The organism is Paenibacillus sp. SEL1, from assembly GCF_054602535.1.
The window spans coordinates 2248908-2265211 of record NZ_CM137723.1 but is presented as its reverse complement, the minus strand read 5'-3'; the positions used below and the strand labels follow the sequence as shown (position 1 = coordinate 2265211).

At 43.6% G+C, this 16304-nt stretch carries 11 protein-coding genes; 2 read left to right on the top strand and 9 right to left on the bottom strand.

Features of this window, described 5'->3' with window-relative positions:
• Positions 1-39: 39 nt before the first annotated feature.
• On the top strand, positions 40-1437 hold the full coding sequence (locus tag ACYCSE_RS10395; RefSeq protein WP_250267177.1) for a phytase: 1398 nt from the start codon (positions 40-42) through the stop codon (positions 1435-1437).
• A 102-nt stretch (positions 1438-1539) separates the two neighbouring features.
• Here the strand turns inward: ACYCSE_RS10395 and ACYCSE_RS10390 are convergent, their stop codons facing one another.
• From ACYCSE_RS10390 to ACYCSE_RS10355, 8 genes are all read right to left on the bottom strand, one after another.
• A complete protein-coding gene (locus ACYCSE_RS10390; RefSeq protein ID WP_459702186.1) occupies positions 1540-5289 on the bottom strand; it encodes an alpha-L-arabinofuranosidase C-terminal domain-containing protein in 3750 nt (1249 codons plus the stop codon).
• A gap of 259 nt (positions 5290-5548) precedes the next feature.
• Complete coding sequence (locus tag ACYCSE_RS10385; protein WP_069290815.1) at positions 5549-6541, bottom strand: SPFH domain-containing protein; 993 nt, start codon at positions 6539-6541, stop codon at positions 5549-5551.
• A gap of 141 nt (positions 6542-6682) precedes the next feature.
• On the bottom strand, positions 6683-7477 hold the full coding sequence (locus ACYCSE_RS10380) for a TPM domain-containing protein (protein ID WP_069290814.1): 795 nt from the start codon (positions 7475-7477) through the stop codon (positions 6683-6685).
• Complete coding sequence (locus ACYCSE_RS10375) at positions 7474-8508, bottom strand: TFIIB-type zinc ribbon-containing protein (RefSeq protein ID WP_061830225.1); 1035 nt, start codon at positions 8506-8508, stop codon at positions 7474-7476. The genes ACYCSE_RS10380 and ACYCSE_RS10375 overlap by 4 nt, the downstream gene beginning before the upstream one ends.
• Positions 8509-8544: 36 nt before the next feature.
• Complete coding sequence (locus ACYCSE_RS10370; RefSeq protein ID WP_459702185.1) at positions 8545-9126, bottom strand: PspA/IM30 family protein; 582 nt, start codon at positions 9124-9126, stop codon at positions 8545-8547.
• A 180-nt stretch (positions 9127-9306) separates the two neighbouring features.
• Entirely contained in the window at positions 9307-10149 is an 843-nt protein-coding gene (locus ACYCSE_RS10365) for an aldo/keto reductase (protein WP_452565962.1), read from the bottom strand.
• Positions 10150-10424: 275 nt separating this feature from the next.
• Complete coding sequence (locus tag ACYCSE_RS10360) at positions 10425-12809, bottom strand: phosphoketolase family protein (RefSeq protein ID WP_459702184.1); 2385 nt, start codon at positions 12807-12809, stop codon at positions 10425-10427.
• Between the two features lie 294 nt (positions 12810-13103).
• A complete protein-coding gene (locus ACYCSE_RS10355) occupies positions 13104-13826 on the bottom strand; it encodes a GntR family transcriptional regulator (RefSeq protein WP_023986502.1) in 723 nt (240 codons plus the stop codon).
• A 352-nt stretch (positions 13827-14178) separates the two neighbouring features.
• On the opposite strand from ACYCSE_RS10355, the gene ACYCSE_RS10350 reads away from it, so the two are divergent.
• On the top strand, positions 14179-15330 hold the full coding sequence (locus tag ACYCSE_RS10350) for a glycosyltransferase (protein ID WP_459702183.1): 1152 nt from the start codon (positions 14179-14181) through the stop codon (positions 15328-15330).
• Between the two features lie 223 nt (positions 15331-15553).
• Here the strand turns inward: ACYCSE_RS10350 and ACYCSE_RS10345 are convergent, their stop codons facing one another.
• Positions 15554-16111 carry a PadR family transcriptional regulator gene (locus ACYCSE_RS10345; protein WP_023986500.1) on the bottom strand — a complete coding sequence of 186 codons (558 nt, stop codon included), beginning with the start codon at positions 16109-16111 and terminating at the stop codon, positions 15554-15556.
• Between the last annotated feature and the right edge of the window lie 193 nt (positions 16112-16304).

The following is a 16304-nucleotide window of genomic DNA, read 5'->3' as shown; positions in this document are numbered from 1 at the left end:
TCGGTTATATCATTTTCACTTCAGAAAAGGGGCATACATATGAAGTCAACTAAACTAGCATTATTAGCCATGTTAACGGGGATTCTGGTATCACCAGAACTGACCCATGCGGCAGACATTCAGCCATCCGGGTATGCACCACTACGAACACAGGCAGATAAAATGGGGGCGACAATTACATGGGACAGTGATGACCAGTCTGTTTTGGTCAAACTGAAAAATGGCATTGTCGGGACCTTTACAGTGGGTGAGAAGCAATATCGTTTAGCTGGACTAAGCGGAAAAGCGGACCGGGAAATTAAAATAGTGAATGGAAATGTATATCTTCCTACAAAACTTCTTACAGCGCTTGAAGCAGAGAACAGCAAATATGCAGATCCTAAGGACGCAGTTCCCACCTATAAAGTAATCCCCTCTGCCGAAACAGAAGCTGTGGAAGATGGAGAAGACGCAGCCGACGACCCTGCAATCTGGCTCAACCCGGTCGATCCGGAGAAAAGTAGAATTTTAGCAACCAATAAAGGCGGCGGGATTTTAGTCTATGATCTGGAAGGTAAGCAACTGCAAAACATGAAGGTCGGAAAAATGAATAACGTGGATCTTCGTTACGGTTTCACATTGGGCGGCAAAAAAATTGATATCGCAGGGGCAACCAATCGAACCAACAACACGATCGATATCTTTTCCATTGACGGTGCATCAGGAAAGCTGACCAACGTGGTTGGCAAACCTATTAAAGCATCTATGAAAGAAGTGTACGGATTCAGCTTATACCATAGCCTCAAGACAGATAAATTTTACGCGCTCGTGTTGGGCAAAGAGGGTGAATTTGAGCAATATGAGCTGACTGACGACGGAAGCGGCAAAATTGCAGGTAAGCTTGTCCGCCAGTTCAAGCTGAATACGCAATCCGAAGGCATGGTTGCTGATGATGAATATGGTACGATCTACATCGCTGAAGAGGATTACGCTATTTGGAAGTATAGTGCCGAGCCAGACGGTTCAACCGAGCCGCTGCGACGTGTGGATATTGCAGATGGGCGCAGACTTCACGATGACATAGAGGGACTTACATTGTATTACGGTAAAGATGGCAAAGGGTATCTTATGGCCTCCAGCCAAGGAAACAGCAGCTATGCGATCTATGAACGACAAGGCGACAATGCATATATAAGCAACTTCACGATTAGCGCGAGCCCTACCGTTGATGGTACATCTGTCACAGACGGTATTGATGTTCTTGGCTACGGATTAGGCAAAAATTTCCCGCATGGTATCTTCGTTGCACAAGATGACGAAAATCTTCAAAATGGAAAAAAGTTGAATCAGAACTTTAAAATGGTGCCCTGGGAGCGAATCGCTACGGGAGCCCCTACCCCGCTAACGATAGACGATGGCATCAACCCGCGTGAATTGGTAAACAGAAGCACGCAGTAATGCCCTTCGGGGAAACCAACTCAACATTCCGACTCTATTCATAGAAAAAAAGAGGTGTTCCAAAAGCCATAAACCGGCTACTTGGGACACCCCTTTTTGTTTTTAAGCGAGAAAAGGTTTAAGATCCAGCACCAGCACATTTACCGAGTTGGCCGGTAAGTCTAAGAGGACAGAATCCGTCTGAAGCGTGATCTGCTGTTCGGTAGGCACTACCTTCTCATCATTCTTCTTGTTCACGTTAGGTACATGAACAAGCGAGGAATCGCCAGTTAGTGTAACCAGCTTAGCGATGGACTCAACACTCAAATCTTGTAGATTCAGCTGTATTACCTTATCCACGTTGTCGGCATTCACCAGCTTCACGTATACATGTTCAGCATCTTGGGTTACCGAGTTGAACACGTCTCTGTTGTAAGCCTCCAGCTTGTAGTCCAGCACCTTGCTGGTTGTCTCGCCGTCGGTGTATGAGCAAATCAGATTACTGCCCGTTTCACCGCCGTAGTTCACTGTTATGGTGTAGTCCGTGTTGTCGGCCAACTCTTCATAGCTAGCTGCTCTCAAGTTACCTGCCGCTGTACTGGAAGAGTAGTCACCCAATGTGTAGCTTTCTATGCCCTGCTTGTAAACCTTCACGCCGGTAGCCTTGCCGCCATAGCCGATCGCGTATTCAACGACGTCCTTTTTCTCCGCAGAAATATTGGTGAGACCCGCACCCACATAAAAGCCGTCCGTGCCGGAAATACGGGAAGCGACCACCTCTACCTTGTAATTGCTCCAGCTGTCGTTCAAGATGTACAGACCATTCAGACCGCTATCCTGAGCTTTGAGGACAAGCCCCTTGCCTTCCTCCACTGTAGAGCCCACGGAACCGGGAATGACCTGCCAGGCCGAATTCAATCCCTGGGTAAAGTCTTGATCCAGCAGCACACTGCCATCCTGGTTGGAAGTAACAGTCACACGCTTAATCATAACCTCGGCATTGCCTGTCGCGATTTCAATTCCACCCTGAGGAATGAGATCCGTTGGCTTGCCGTTTTTGTAAGTAGAGAAAGAAGTGCTCAATACTTTATTCCCCAAATATTTAGCATACATTTGCTGTACATAGTAGTTCGGCGTAAACCACACCGTTTCGTCATCGAACCAGATGCAGTCTGGCGTCCATCTGTAGGTTCCATCTGTCAGCACCTTGTTAAACAGCGGTGCATAGGCAGCCAACCGAACGACATCGGCATTATTTTCGAAGCCCGTCATCACCGCTGCCTCTGCTACAGCGCCTGCCAATGTATTCTTATCCGTTGAGGCGTACTCCCCGACAAAAACCTTTGATGTTGCTTTCCAATTAATACTGCCGTCCGCATTATAAGCTCTGTAGTAGTAGTTATAGCGGTCCACGTTATTCAGCAGGTACTCGTTAGAACGATAATAGTGCTCGTCTGCAATGGTGTCCATATAGTCCTTTTGCTTCTCATACCAGGTTACCGTTTCTTCTGTCACCTGGTTACCATCTGCAAAAGCAACCTTAGCCGAACCGGTCATATTACCGCTTAAGAACTTCCAGCCCTGCTGATATGCATCGTCATCTGCTTGAGCGCCAACCGTGGAGATGATGTGTAGCTCATAACCCGGATAGTTTTTCTCCATGTACTCATCAATCGATGTCTTGAACACTTCAAAGTTGGCAAAAAACTCTGTACCCCAGTTCTCGTTGCCTACCCCCAAATAACGCAGATCGAACGGAGCAGCATGGCCCATTTTTTTACGCATAGCAGCCCATTCATTATGTTCAAAATCCACACTAATCGCAAAGTCGATCAGATCCGTAAAGTTCTTAATATAGTATTCTCTCAATGCGCCTCCAGCGGGATGAGCATAATCCGAGCGGGCTTGGCAGAGCACGCCGCAGGCCATAACCGGAAGCGGAGCTGCATTCAGGTCTTCTGCCAACTGGAAATATTCCATATAACCAAGACCCATGGTCATCATATAGCCCCATACATTAAAGTTTTCCTTGCGCAGCTCGATATCCCCAATCGATTCCTTCCAATCGTATACGTTTTCCCATATAAATGAACCCTCGGAAATACAACCACCTGGAAACCGCAAAAACTTCGGATGCATGCCAACCAGTGCGTTCACCAAATCTTTTCTCAGTCGGTAGTTAGGATTACCCTGGAAGTTAGCATGTGCCGATGGGGATTGCTCTTCCTCTCCTGCGCCCCATACATCTTGTGGGAATAAAGAAACCATATCAACCGAAATGTCCCCTTCAAATGTAAGCGCCAGCTGCCCGAGAACCGTAGCTGAGCCTGTCAGTACAAGCTTGGAATCGATGCCGTACTTCTTCCACGTGTTGCCGCCTTCCACCTGTATCGTAACCGAATCACTAATAGCCTTTTCATTTGAGTCTTGCAGTTGCAGTGTGATTGTGCCCGCTGAATCGGCCTTCGCCCAGATGGTAAACTCATATTTGGCACCCTCTTGGATGGACATGGCACAATTCTGGTTAGAGTCGGCAAAGCCCTTGTTCCGAATCGTTGCACCATCCGCTACCGTCACATAATAAGAGTTCACTTCTTTGTCTTTTGCGCCTAAAAACTCATTTAATCCACCGCTATGTTGTGGAGTCATCTTATCCGTATCACCAGACCAAGCGAACAACGGGTTGCGGTTCCGTCCGGTAGAGCAGCCGCATTCACCGGAAGCGTGGGAATACGTATCGAACTCGAAAGATTCAAAGGAGCGATTCTGAACGAGTTCTGCATAAATCCCGCCATCTGCTGCGTTATTGATATCTTCATAGAACAAGCCGTACATCACTTCGCTGACATCCACTACTTCCTTATTTCCATGAATGGTCAGCGTGTACGGAGGTAGCTGTTCAGGAAGAACGGATACCTCAAAGCTCTCTTCAATCTGGCTTAAGCCCTTCGTCAATAGAGCCGTGACGGTAACCCCTTGTGCGGAAGTAATCGCCTGAATCTGACCATTGTCAGAGAGTATACTAGGTTGGCTGGATTTCCAGGTTACTTCTACTCTTCCGCCCATCAGAACCGTTGGCAGAGTTATGTCCTTGGTTACAATCGTCGTCGGAAAGGACAAATATTTATCTCTGGCAAGCTTCACGATCTCTTCATCTGTCAACGAATCGCACATGACCTCAATGACTTCATCCGCCGTCAGGCCTGCTTTATAAATTCGAAAGTCTGAAACGGAGCCGGCAAAGTCTACATCCGCTGCATGCTGGGAGCGACCGATAAAATTGTTGCTGTAGTTGGACGAGTCTGTAAACGTTTCGAACCATTTACGCAGCTTGGCATAGTTGCCGCTGGAAGTTTGACTGATGGAACCGTCCGCTACCACCTCACCATTGACATATACCACCGGACCCGCGCTGCTTAATGTGCCGCCTTCCGTGCCGATCACAGACAGGGCTATGTGCATCCACTCATCCCTGACAAAACCTCTTCCCGGGTCTACGGACAAATCTGCCTCGGTGAAAAGGGTTCCGCGCAGATTCCGTGTCATAAACATATAGGGCCCTGTATGGGCTTTACCAAAGTCAAAAACACGTTCCCACATATCTGTGAATCTGCCGAAGTTGACCCAAGCAGTAACCGTCACACCGGTGTTATCGCTTACATCTTTGAATAGATCGGAAGGAAGCTGGATATACGATGTACCGTTGGGGCCTCCCTCAAGCGTCAAAGCTGCTCTACCGGTAGCATGGGAAATCGTAGGTGTTACTGTGCCTGAAGCAACCCCATCGTTACCTTGCCCTGAGCTATCTTTGCCGACGTTCTCTGCATCATCAAACTTGTAACGTGCAATAATTTGATCTTGGAATTTGGTCATCTTCGTTGCTCCTATACCTATAGTTTATTAATGTAATGACTAATTAGTTAATATAAATACATACTATATAGTTATAGTACCTTATCCTGAGTACCTTTTTCAATCCAATAAATCGGATTTATGAAGAAAATACTTGAACAAACTACATAAAAAAGCAGCCATCACAGAAGATACTCTGCGATAACTGCCTTTTGGCTTACAGGATTGCTTGACCCAGTCGGAACTTTTCCGAAATAAAGAAGCTTGGTCGTAGTTATGGTTATCCGTTCAATTTTTGTCCACAATTCGGACAGAAATTAGCTCCTTCGTTTTTTGTACCGCAATTCGGACAAAAATTGGGCTTATTACCGTCTCCAGATGGAGAGGGGGCAGCAGGTGTAGGCTGAGTCTCAGCCGAAGGCTTTGGGTTCGGGTTCAAATTTTTCATCATTTCATTTGCTATATTCATCCCCATCATCATACTCGCCATATCCGAAGCTGCACCGCCGCCTTTTACATTACCCGATGCAATCCCGTCCGTCATCGTCACTTGCTGGTACTTTTGCAGATTACCGATCATTTCATGAGAAGCTGTCTTCGTGATCATATCTTGGATTTCTTGAGGATAATTGAAGCTCATCACATGAAAGCCAGTAATCGTCATACCATTGTCCATCACTTGCATATCCAGATCTTCTTGAATACCTTTTGAAATATCAGAAGCATTCGCCTGCAGATTGAACATGTCCTTTCCTTCTCTGCTGATCCACTTCATTAATAACTGATCCAACACCGAAGTAATGCGTATTTTCACATCCTCAACGAGATAACTGTCCTTCACTCCGGCAATTTTATCGATGAGCGTAACATAATCGTTCACTTTAAAATTAAATGTGCCATTGGCACGGATCGGCATACCGCCTGGCAGCTGGGGGGTCGGGATCAGCACTGGATTCTGCGTCCCCCATTTGACCGTAAACTCCTTCGTATTAACGAATAAGACCTCTACCCTCATGCCACTGTTAAAACCAAATTTAAACCCTTTTAAGGTGGATAGAAATGGAATAATGTCAGAGTCCATGTTATATGACCCTTCATTCTCAAAAATACCCTCTATTTTGCCGTTATTTACAAAAATCGCGTCTTGACCGGAGCGGATGATTAATTTACTGCCTTTTTTAATTTCACGATTACTCCACTTCCAGAAAATCATATCATCTCTAAATTCTTCCCACTCTACAACATTTGCAAATTGATTTCTGAAGAATCCCATGCTGTATCCATCCCTTCCGTTCAGGATTTTGCAAAATTCGATTCCAGTCGCTCCAAAGTGCAATATATAGACGAACTAGACCATTTCGATCTATATATTGTTCATTGAAAGTCGCTTATTGGATTTTTGCAAAATCCTCAGTTAAAATGATCCTCTGCTGCCGCTATGCGAATGACCGCCGCTGGTAGTTCCGCCACCACCGCCTGAGCTGCTGCTACTGCTGCTCTTTTCAATCTTCCGTTTCGTTGTCGTTGTGTGAAGATACTGATCTCGATGCTCCAGAACTCCCGAAGCGTTCGCATCCTCGTAGGTCTGCCGATTTACCGTAACCCGACCGCCAGAATTGGAAACCATCTTACCCACGATCAACGCTGCCAATCCCAGCGCCACCGCCAAATGAAGCCATCCTTTAAAAAATATACTGTCTGGATTCACCCCTGGACGGATGGCCAAATATTTGTGCGCACTCAGAATATACTTTTGAAATGCCAGCCCATAGTTGCCGTTCGTCAGATCCGGGCTAATCTCATGGCGTATTTTAGTAAGCCTGTCATCATCCAGATACCGTTCTGCCTTATAAAATCCGGCCAAGTACACCTCTCTATTTCTCATATCCATCGTTAAAATGACCGCGTTCCCATGAGATCTGTCATACCCAGGGCCATGGTCATCATAAAAGTCCTGCGTCATTTTCATAACATCCATATTGTCGGGATTGAGAGTAGTATAAATAATAATGTCCGTTTCTCTTTCCGCTCCGTATTGATTAGCCATAGTGTTCAACACATCATACTCTTCCTGATTGAGCAGACCCGCTTCATCATAAATCAATGGCTTCATTTCTGTCGTTGCTGGTTCGCCCTTCATTTCCATAGGAACTGCCAGAAAAACAGCAAAGAACAACAAGACGGCTATAATGGCTCTATGCTTTTTCAATAGAATTCCCCTCCCATCATCAGCCAAGTGATTAATCTTAATGAGAAGAGAGTAATGCCGAAAATTCCTGCAAACCAAGCTGTCACTTTGAACTTGCTGATCGGAGGCTTACCGACTACCTTGCCCGTCTGTCCGTTCATAGCAAACGTATGCTCCAATTGATTGTAGTCATAGTGTATGACCCATACCGGGAGTAGAACATAATCCGCTTGTTTTAATGTAGTATCAATTTGCTTTTCCGTATAACTCACGGACGTATACTCCGACACCGTAGAATGAATATAAGCATCAATATATTCCTTCACTTTCTCTTTAACTCGCGGGAAGAGCTCTTCTTCGTTATAACTGTACTTCTCCGCAATATAACCTGCTAGATATGGCGTTTTAAAGGGTTTTAGCTGATCGTATGGAAAAGGCTCCAATTTATCCATCAGCTCGTCGTTCATTTTCTCCGCAGCATCAATCGGAACCTTTACATAATTCAAACGGATTTTCCGATATACATCAAAATGCTTCGTTTCCGTATATTCGTAGTCTCCGCTCGTATAGGTTCTCACTTGGGTACCTTCACCTTGAACCTCAATTTTATTATGTAATTCATATAACCAGAAGGGCACATACATCCCGGTTATTCCCTTGATTCGGTCTGCCATCATGAACCGGTTCGGCGTCAGACGGCCGTTCTTGCACCATTTTTTGAAAGCAACTATGGCCTCTTCCTTACTGATTGAAAAAGGAATAACCTGCGCCGGAGCCAGCTTCCCGGTCAGTCGGTCTCCAAGAACCACGGCAGAACCACAAAAGCTGCACACCGTTGCACTCGTCTCCACTTCGGTCATAATCACTGCTCCGCAGTTATTACAATGATACTCATGGGCCTCATCTTCTGAAAAAATACGATTTATCAGAGGATCAGGAATAGATTCAATATTGTCCTCTCTTCCGCAACTATGACAGGATAACATCCCTGTCTCACCGTCAAAGACCATGCCGCTGCCGCAGTTGGGGCATTTGTATTCGATAACCGGCATCTGCTCACCTCTTCATGTAGATACTGTTATGATTCCTTATAAAGCATCCAGGTCGTCCTTCGTTCCTGCCCGAAGCTCGGCTATAGCCATCGCTTCATCATACGCTCTGTTCACCTGCTCTTCCATAACTTCGAAAGCGGAATTATTGCTGCCTATAGAATTCAAGGTTTGCTGTGCTTTGGCAACCGCCATCTTCCCTTTAAGTTCAGCGTGCCGCGCTTCTAGTTGCCCCATATCGGACACCAACTTCTCCTGCATTTGTTTCATATTTACGGCGTTTGTCGAAGCTAAATCATAGGATGTTTGTAATTGTTCCAATTTCTCCGCCTGCAAACCTTTTCTCTCCAGAAACTTTCGAGCTTCCTCTTCATTACCAGCTTCCACAGACTTACTGGCATAATGCTGGAGCTTTTTGATCTCGGCTTTGCATTCATCCAGTGCTCTTTTCGTCCTTCTCTCATCAGCCAACACTGAAGCCGTCTCCGCTTTCACCTTGCCTAGATCACTGTTCAAATTCCGCATATAATCGTCAATGGTTTTCTCCGAATCTCCCACCTTATCCATTAAGGCGTTAACATTCATTTTCATAATATCCCTAAACCTTGACAAAATCCCCATGATGACCTCCTTCGAAAGGACTACATTCCACCATATCATACATCAAATCCGGTAAAAAATGTTCCCCAGCCATATATACTGGCCCATCGATCACTTTCAGATGTGTGTTCGTTTTATTATAAAAGCAAAGGGTCCAAAAACCCGCGACAGATTTTTGAACCCTTCTATTATGGTTCCTGATTATAGTTCTTCATAGGACTTGGGGTCCTGCCCCCATATCCGTCCATCCTCACTGCTAAATGCCGAAATCACGTTCATTTCCTCTGGAGACAACTCAAAATCAAAAATATCTAGATTCTCCGTTTGGTGTTTTAAAGAAGAGGCCTTAGGGATCGGGATTGCTCCAAGTTGGATATGCCAACGTAAAATCGCTTGTGTAGTCGTTTTATCATGAGCAGCAGCAATTTTCCCAATCTCTTCATTCTCCAGCATGCTGTGACCGCGACCCAAGGGGCTCCATGATTCCGTCACGATGCCCTGTTCAGCATCTTTTGCACGCTGCTGTTCCTGATTAAATAATGGATGCAATTCAACTTGATTTAAGCTCGGCGTGACACCTGTTTCCCGAATTAAACGTTCATTATGCTCGGGCAAGAAATTGCAGACCCCAATGGAACGGATATAGCCCCTTTTCTTCGCCTCAATTAACGCCTGCCAGGCTTCAACATATCGATCAATTTGGGGATTCGGCCAATGGATCAGATAAAGATCATAATAGTCCAGGCCTCCTCTATATAATGACTCTTCGATCGTTACAATGGCTTCTTGGTAAGCATGTCGGCGACCCGGTAGTTTGGAGCAAATCAACAATTCTTCTCTGGGAACAGAGCTCTGCTGGACCGCTTTCCCAACAGCACCCTCATTTTCATAGTTGAACGCTGTGTCGATCAGACGGTAACCTGCATCAATCGCGCCGGTAATCGCCTTGACTCCATCTGCACCCTTAATTCCAGCAGTCCCAAATCCAATGACGGGCACTTTAATGCCATCATTCAATACCTTCTCCGGAATTTGTTGGTTCATAATTACAGCCTCCTTTATTATTCTCATATACCATAACACCTCTTCAAAGCTCCGGCAAAATATAGCAATCCATTCCGTCCCCTATATATGTATATACCCACTAGCTCGTAACTTCCCTACCAAGTTCTCTTTGTGCTAAATCAAAAAGCGCCTGATCCCCATTGAAATCATACTTGAAGTCAAGGGGGCAGGCACTTGTACCACTACCAAATCATATATTCCACTTCATGCTTGATGGCTTGGTTGTCCAACACAAAGTTGAAGTGTCTGTATTTTTATTTCAAGCCATTCCATACCCAGTTCTCTACCTCTGGTAGGTCAATACCCTCTTCGCGAATGAATTGATGATGTTTCTTAATCGTAGCATCCATTTCATCTACAATGTTGGTGTACTTCCCAGCGTCAGGTAAGTTGAGAACAGCTTCCTTCACTAAGTCAAAACGATCCATTTGATTCAATACACGCATATCAAATGGTGTCGTAATATCGCCATTCTCACGGTAACCATGTACATGCAAGTTATGATTGTGACGATCAAAGAACAGATCTTTGATCAGACCTTCGTAACCATGGAAAGCGAAAACAACGGGCTTGTCTTTTGTGAAAAAATGATCAAACTCGGCGTCGGATAATCCACGCGGGTCTAGTTTTTGACTTCTCAGTTTCAGCAAATCTACCACGTTGATGTACCGAATCTTCAAGTCAGGCAGTTTTTCATGCAAAATAGAAATTGCAGCTAAACTTTCAATCGTTGGCTCTGTACCAGCAGAAGCAATGACAAGTTCAGGTTCTCCACCTTGATCTGTACTTGCCCAGTCAATGATCTTCAACCCTTTATCCACCAATTCTTTCGCTTCATCAGCAGTAAACCATTGTGGACGTGGGTGTTTAGACGAAACAATCAAGTTGATCTTTTGACGGTCGTTTAAAATGGTGTCGAAAACAGCCAACAATGAATTGGCATCAGCTGGCAGATACTCCCGAATAAATTCTGGTTTTTTATCAGCCAAATGACCTAACAAACCTGGATCTTGGTGTGTATACCCATTATGATCCTGTTGGAACACTGTTGAAGTTGCTACGACATTCAGTGATGGGATATCTGCACGCCATCCTTGATCCGTTGCTTTACGCAGCCACTTAAAGTGCTGGGTGATCATCGAGTCAACCACACGCAGGAAGGCTTCGTAACTTGCAAAGAAACCATGGCGACCTGTTAATACATAACCTTCCAGCAATCCTTCAGCTTGGTGTTCGGATAATTGAGAATCAATTACACGGCCATAGGATGATAAGAATTCATCATTAGGTTCAATAACTTGGTCCATCCATTGGCGTTTGGTTACTTCAAAAACAGGAGCCAAGCGATTAGACATCGTTTCATCCGGTCCAAAGATTCTGAAATTACGATTTTCTTCATTTAAAAGAACCACATCTTTAACGTATTTCCCTAAAACCGACATATCTTGCGCAATCACTTTACCAGGTACGGAATTATCCAGCGCATAGTTACGGAAATCCGGTAATTTCAAGTCTTTAATGAGGTTACCCGCATTCGCAACAGGGTTCATTCCCATGCGTTTATCGCCTGTAGGCAAAATTTCAGCAAGCTCAGAGTTTAAACGACCGTTTTCGTCGAACAATTCCTCTGGTCTATAGCTATTCAGCCATTCTAACAAAGCAGGTGCGTGCTGCATATTTTTTTGATCAACCGGAATTGGAACCTGATGGGCACGGAATGAATTTTCATTCGGCACGTTGTCCCATTCCTTCGGACCCGTCCAGCCTTTAGGTGAACGGAATACAATCATCGGCCACGCCGGACGAGTAAGGTCATTATTTTCACGCGCATTCTTTTGAATAGCTTCAATCTTCTCGATGGCCGTATCCAATACTTTCGCCATTTCTGGATGCATGTGATCCGGATTTTCACCTTCAACAAAGAACGGCTCCCAACCCAAACCTTTAAAGTATGAGGTCAATTCTTCTTTTGATTGACGAGACATAATCGTTGGGTTACTAATCTTAAAGCCATTCAAGTGCAAGATTGGTAGCACTGCACCATCTGTGATGGGGTTGATAAATCGGTTAGAGAACCACGAAGCGGCTAATGGGCCTGTTTCAGCTTCACCATCACCAATAACAACAGCTGAAATCAGATCAGGATTATCCAGAATGGCACCTACACCATGAGAAAGGGAGTAGCCTAATTCTCCACCTTCATGGATAGATCCAGGTGTTTCAGGAGCAGCATGTGAAGCAATACCGCCAGGGAAAGAGAATTGTTTGAACAATTTCTTCATACCTGAGATATCTTGTGTAATTTGCGGATAGATTTCAGTGTAGCTTCCATCCAGATAAGAATTTGAAACCATAACCTGGCCGCCGTGACCAGGACCTTCAATGTAAAGCATGCTCAAATCATATTTATTAATAACACGATTTAGATGTGCATAAATAAAGTTTTGGCCCGGAATTGTGCCCCAGTGTCCAATAGGCTTAACCTTCACATCTGAATCTTTTAAAGGCTCTCTCAACAAAGGATTATCTTTTAAATACAGCTGACCTACCGAAATGTAGTTCGTTGCACGCCAATATGCATCAAGTTTTTCTAAATATGTTTTAGATGAATAATCTGCTAACACGGGTGATAACGACATGGTGTCCACTCCCTAAGTAGTTTTGTTTGTAATTTATTTCCGGAAATTTCATCTACATGTACATCATAACGCTACGCTGATTAAATTCAACCTTTTTCACAAGTGATACGGTCCAATTTTGTGAAATTTTGAACATACTATGAAATATAAATTAAAAAGACAGTAAAAAAGCTCTTACATTAAAATATATAGAAGTATAAACCAATAAAATTTGCAATAAACGAGGTAATAGCAGGCTCCAATCCTTTTCTCAAAACCATAAAAAAAAGACCGGAGAATTCTCCAGTCTTATCATTAGTGAACCGATACAAAGGTGTTAAATTTCAAATATTTGTAATGAAATCGCATATGAGAAAACTCAAATGGCGTACCGTTATCTAAAAAGAACACACCTTCCATAATACCTACAGGCTCATTTTCATTTAAATGTAGTAGCTTTTGATCATTCTCTTGAGACGGTTCTGCAAAAATGGATAAAAAAGATTTGGTGACAGCCAAGTTCCGTGAGTCTTCCAAATAATTAAAAATGGACCCCTCGATAATGGTCTGATTTAAATTCTGGACAATTTTAATGGGGATATAGCCCGTTTCAATCATAAAAGGATCATCATCAAACAGACGTAAGCGAACAATTTTGTAAACAAAATCATGAGTCTCCAAGAACAAATCGCGCTGTAACTCTTCTGTTGGCGGAATGACCTCAAAACTCAGTACTTTGATTTTCGGCTTTTTACCATGCATTTGAAAATTATCAGTGACCCCTAGATTAGAGCCTTCGTAGTTAAAGATAGATTCATTTCTTATGTATAATGGATTAATAAATGTCCCGGAACCTTGTTTTTTGAAAATGATTCCGACATTCTCCATTTTAGTCAGAGCACGTTTAATTGAACTACGACTAACCTGGTAAGTCTCACTAAGACTACGTTCATCTGGCAATCTCATATCTGCAAACTTTCCAGCAAAAATTTTCATCTTGAGATCGTCAATAATTTGCTTATAGACAAATTGTGTCATATAGTACTCCTCTTTCAGGTCTTCTATAACTCTATATAGTTTACCATAACTTGCCCATTTCATCTCATGTTTGTTTCTGTATGCTGAGTGGGCTTTCAGCGGATCGGAAGCTTCCTTGCTTTTACTTTACATCTCTATGCATAATACCATGATTACACATACATAACACCACTGAACGTACCTGCAAAACAACAGAAGATACAGAACCCCCACCTTAATATCGGTAATAAGACCAAGCCTGTTTCGAACCTGGAGGGATGTTTGACTAGACCAGGCTAAAATCCTTGAATACATTGTTATTATTTATCTTGTTCAAGCGTTTTCTAATAAAAATGGTGGGGGGGAGATCATATTGGCTATCCGCTACAGCATCATCATTCCAACCTATAATCGAGCCCAGCAATTGTTGCTTACACTCGCTTCATTTGAGACACAAACCTATCCAAAGCAACTATTCGAAGTCATTGTAGCTGATGACGGTTCTACAGACGGAACAAAAGAAATGGTCGAAGGCTTCAAAGCATCCTATCCTCTTATCTATGTGTCACATCAGGAACAACGCGGTCGATCTGCCGTTCGAAATTTGGGACTGCGCCGTGCAAAAGGGCTGTACATCATCTTCTGCGACGCTGACTTTGTAGTATTACCGGAATTCATTAGGATCGTGAGCCGTTATCACCATAAATATCCCAAGTCCGTGCTTTCAGGCATTCCTCACTCGTGGGACGATGCTTTTACCCATTATTACCCTGACTTTTCCCCTGAAGAAAAAGAACAATGTCGCAACATACTTACGCAGTCCAACTTATGGAATGCTGACTATGAAGCAGCGAACGAAATTACTCCGATCATAACCCCAGAAGATATCCTTCACCAAACGGGTGCACTGTCTAAAGTAGTTAGTCCCACAAGGGTTCCTCCCAATACGCAGAAACAATTTGCCTCAACGGACGTAGCCCCCTGGATGCTGCTAGTTACTCGTTGTGTAGCCATCAGACGCAGTCACTTGATTCGTATTAGAGGTTTCAATGAACGGTTTGTGCTGTATGGACTCGAAGACTGGGACCTTGGCTATAGACTACATCGCTTGAAAATCCCTTTTTATTGCATCAAAGAGGTGGTCGGATATCATCAGGAACATCCAACCTATCTTAGAGGTAACGTGTTAAATACGGAAAATCTGAGAATCATGTATGAAACCTACGGATTCAATGACTCCTCGTTAAATTTATTCGCCCTTATCCCTCCATCCGAGGATTTTGAGACCTACAAAAATACATTGCGGGTATTGCGCAGGGGATTCCGCTCTAGGTTAACACGCTCATCAGCCATGTTGTTGAGAAAAACATTACGCATTGCAGCCAAACAGTTCTACGATCAAAGCCATACTCATGCATACAAAAAATCATTACACTTGATAAAAAAGAAAGCAGCGAACCGGAAAAGTCGAGTCGCTCATGTGTTACGAGAAATGCTAGTGAAGTCTGAAAAGCTGGTGGAATAATAGTTACTCATTTACAGCTTACAAAATCGTGTGTATTGCGTCCTCCTTACGGGATAAAAAAACTCCTCCATAAAGGTGCGAGCCCAACTTGGCAAGCAGCTTTATGGAGGAGTCGAGGCCCTATGCGGAGAAGACGACAAGAATTGTCGTTACTAGTTTTCTATTCCTCATGATAGTTCAGCATGCTTTCTGATTATTCATTACATATGAGTTTTACCTACTGCTAAGAACTCAATATTTTAATGCTATCATCGCACCAGCTAATTAAACTGCTAAACTGACTCTTACCATAGCTCATTGTGATCATCCAATATTTGTGGTTATGGTCTTTATGCTCTACGTTGATAAGCCAACGTTCAAGTTCTTCAAAAATATGCAAGCTTTCCACTAGCTTTTCTTTATACTCCTGTATGTGCTTTATAATCGTTTCAGGCGAAGAATTGCCGCCAAAAAACACCCTCAACAGCAGCTCATTTTTTTTAAGCATCACCACATGCTCCATTGGCTGAGAAAGCCAGTCTGACAACGTCTGCCTTCCCTGATCGGTAATGCTGTAGAGTTTCTTGTCAGGCTTGCCTTTCTGTCGAATGACCTCGACTGCAATATCTTTTCGATCCAGTAGCTCTGCAAGGCTGGGATAGATCTGACCATAGTTCTCATTCCAAAAATAACTAGTGCTCTGCTCCATATGTTGCTTTATATCATAACCGGTATGAGGACCCAGACTCAGAATGCCTAATACCGCAAACATTGTATTGGTTTTTCCTGACTGTCTCGCCATTGTATATTATGCCTCCTAGTACCTCTAGCAAATCTCTGTAGTATGTCATGCTTTCATTAGACTAGACATAATTATAGCCCATTTAAACTAGCTTCACATCTAATCAATATATTATATAAATATATATTATTATAATAATTAGTGTTGACAAGGGTTTATCACCGTTTTATATTAACGATATCAACAAATACCA

Coding starts and splice junctions, on each gene's coding strand:
- ACYCSE_RS10395 (WP_250267177.1), top strand. CDS start 40: ATGAAGTCAACTAAACTAGCATTATTAGCCATGTTAACGGGGATTCTG.
- ACYCSE_RS10355 (WP_023986502.1), bottom strand. CDS start 13,826: ATGACACAATTTGTCTATAAGCAAATTATTGACGATCTCAAGATGAAA.
- ACYCSE_RS10385 (WP_069290815.1), bottom strand. CDS start 6,541: ATGGGATTCTTCAGAAATCAATTTGCAAATGTTGTAGAGTGGGAAGAA.
- ACYCSE_RS10345 (WP_023986500.1), bottom strand. CDS start 16,111: ATGGCGAGACAGTCAGGAAAAACCAATACAATGTTTGCGGTATTAGGC.
- ACYCSE_RS10360 (WP_459702184.1), bottom strand. CDS start 12,809: ATGTCGTTATCACCCGTGTTAGCAGATTATTCATCTAAAACATATTTA.
- ACYCSE_RS10370 (WP_459702185.1), bottom strand. CDS start 9,126: ATGGGGATTTTGTCAAGGTTTAGGGATATTATGAAAATGAATGTTAAC.
- ACYCSE_RS10375 (WP_061830225.1), bottom strand. CDS start 8,508: ATGCCGGTTATCGAATACAAATGCCCCAACTGCGGCAGCGGCATGGTC.
- ACYCSE_RS10365 (WP_452565962.1), bottom strand. CDS start 10,149: ATGAACCAACAAATTCCGGAGAAGGTATTGAATGATGGCATTAAAGTG.
- ACYCSE_RS10390 (WP_459702186.1), bottom strand. CDS start 5,289: ATGACCAAATTCCAAGATCAAATTATTGCACGTTACAAGTTTGATGAT.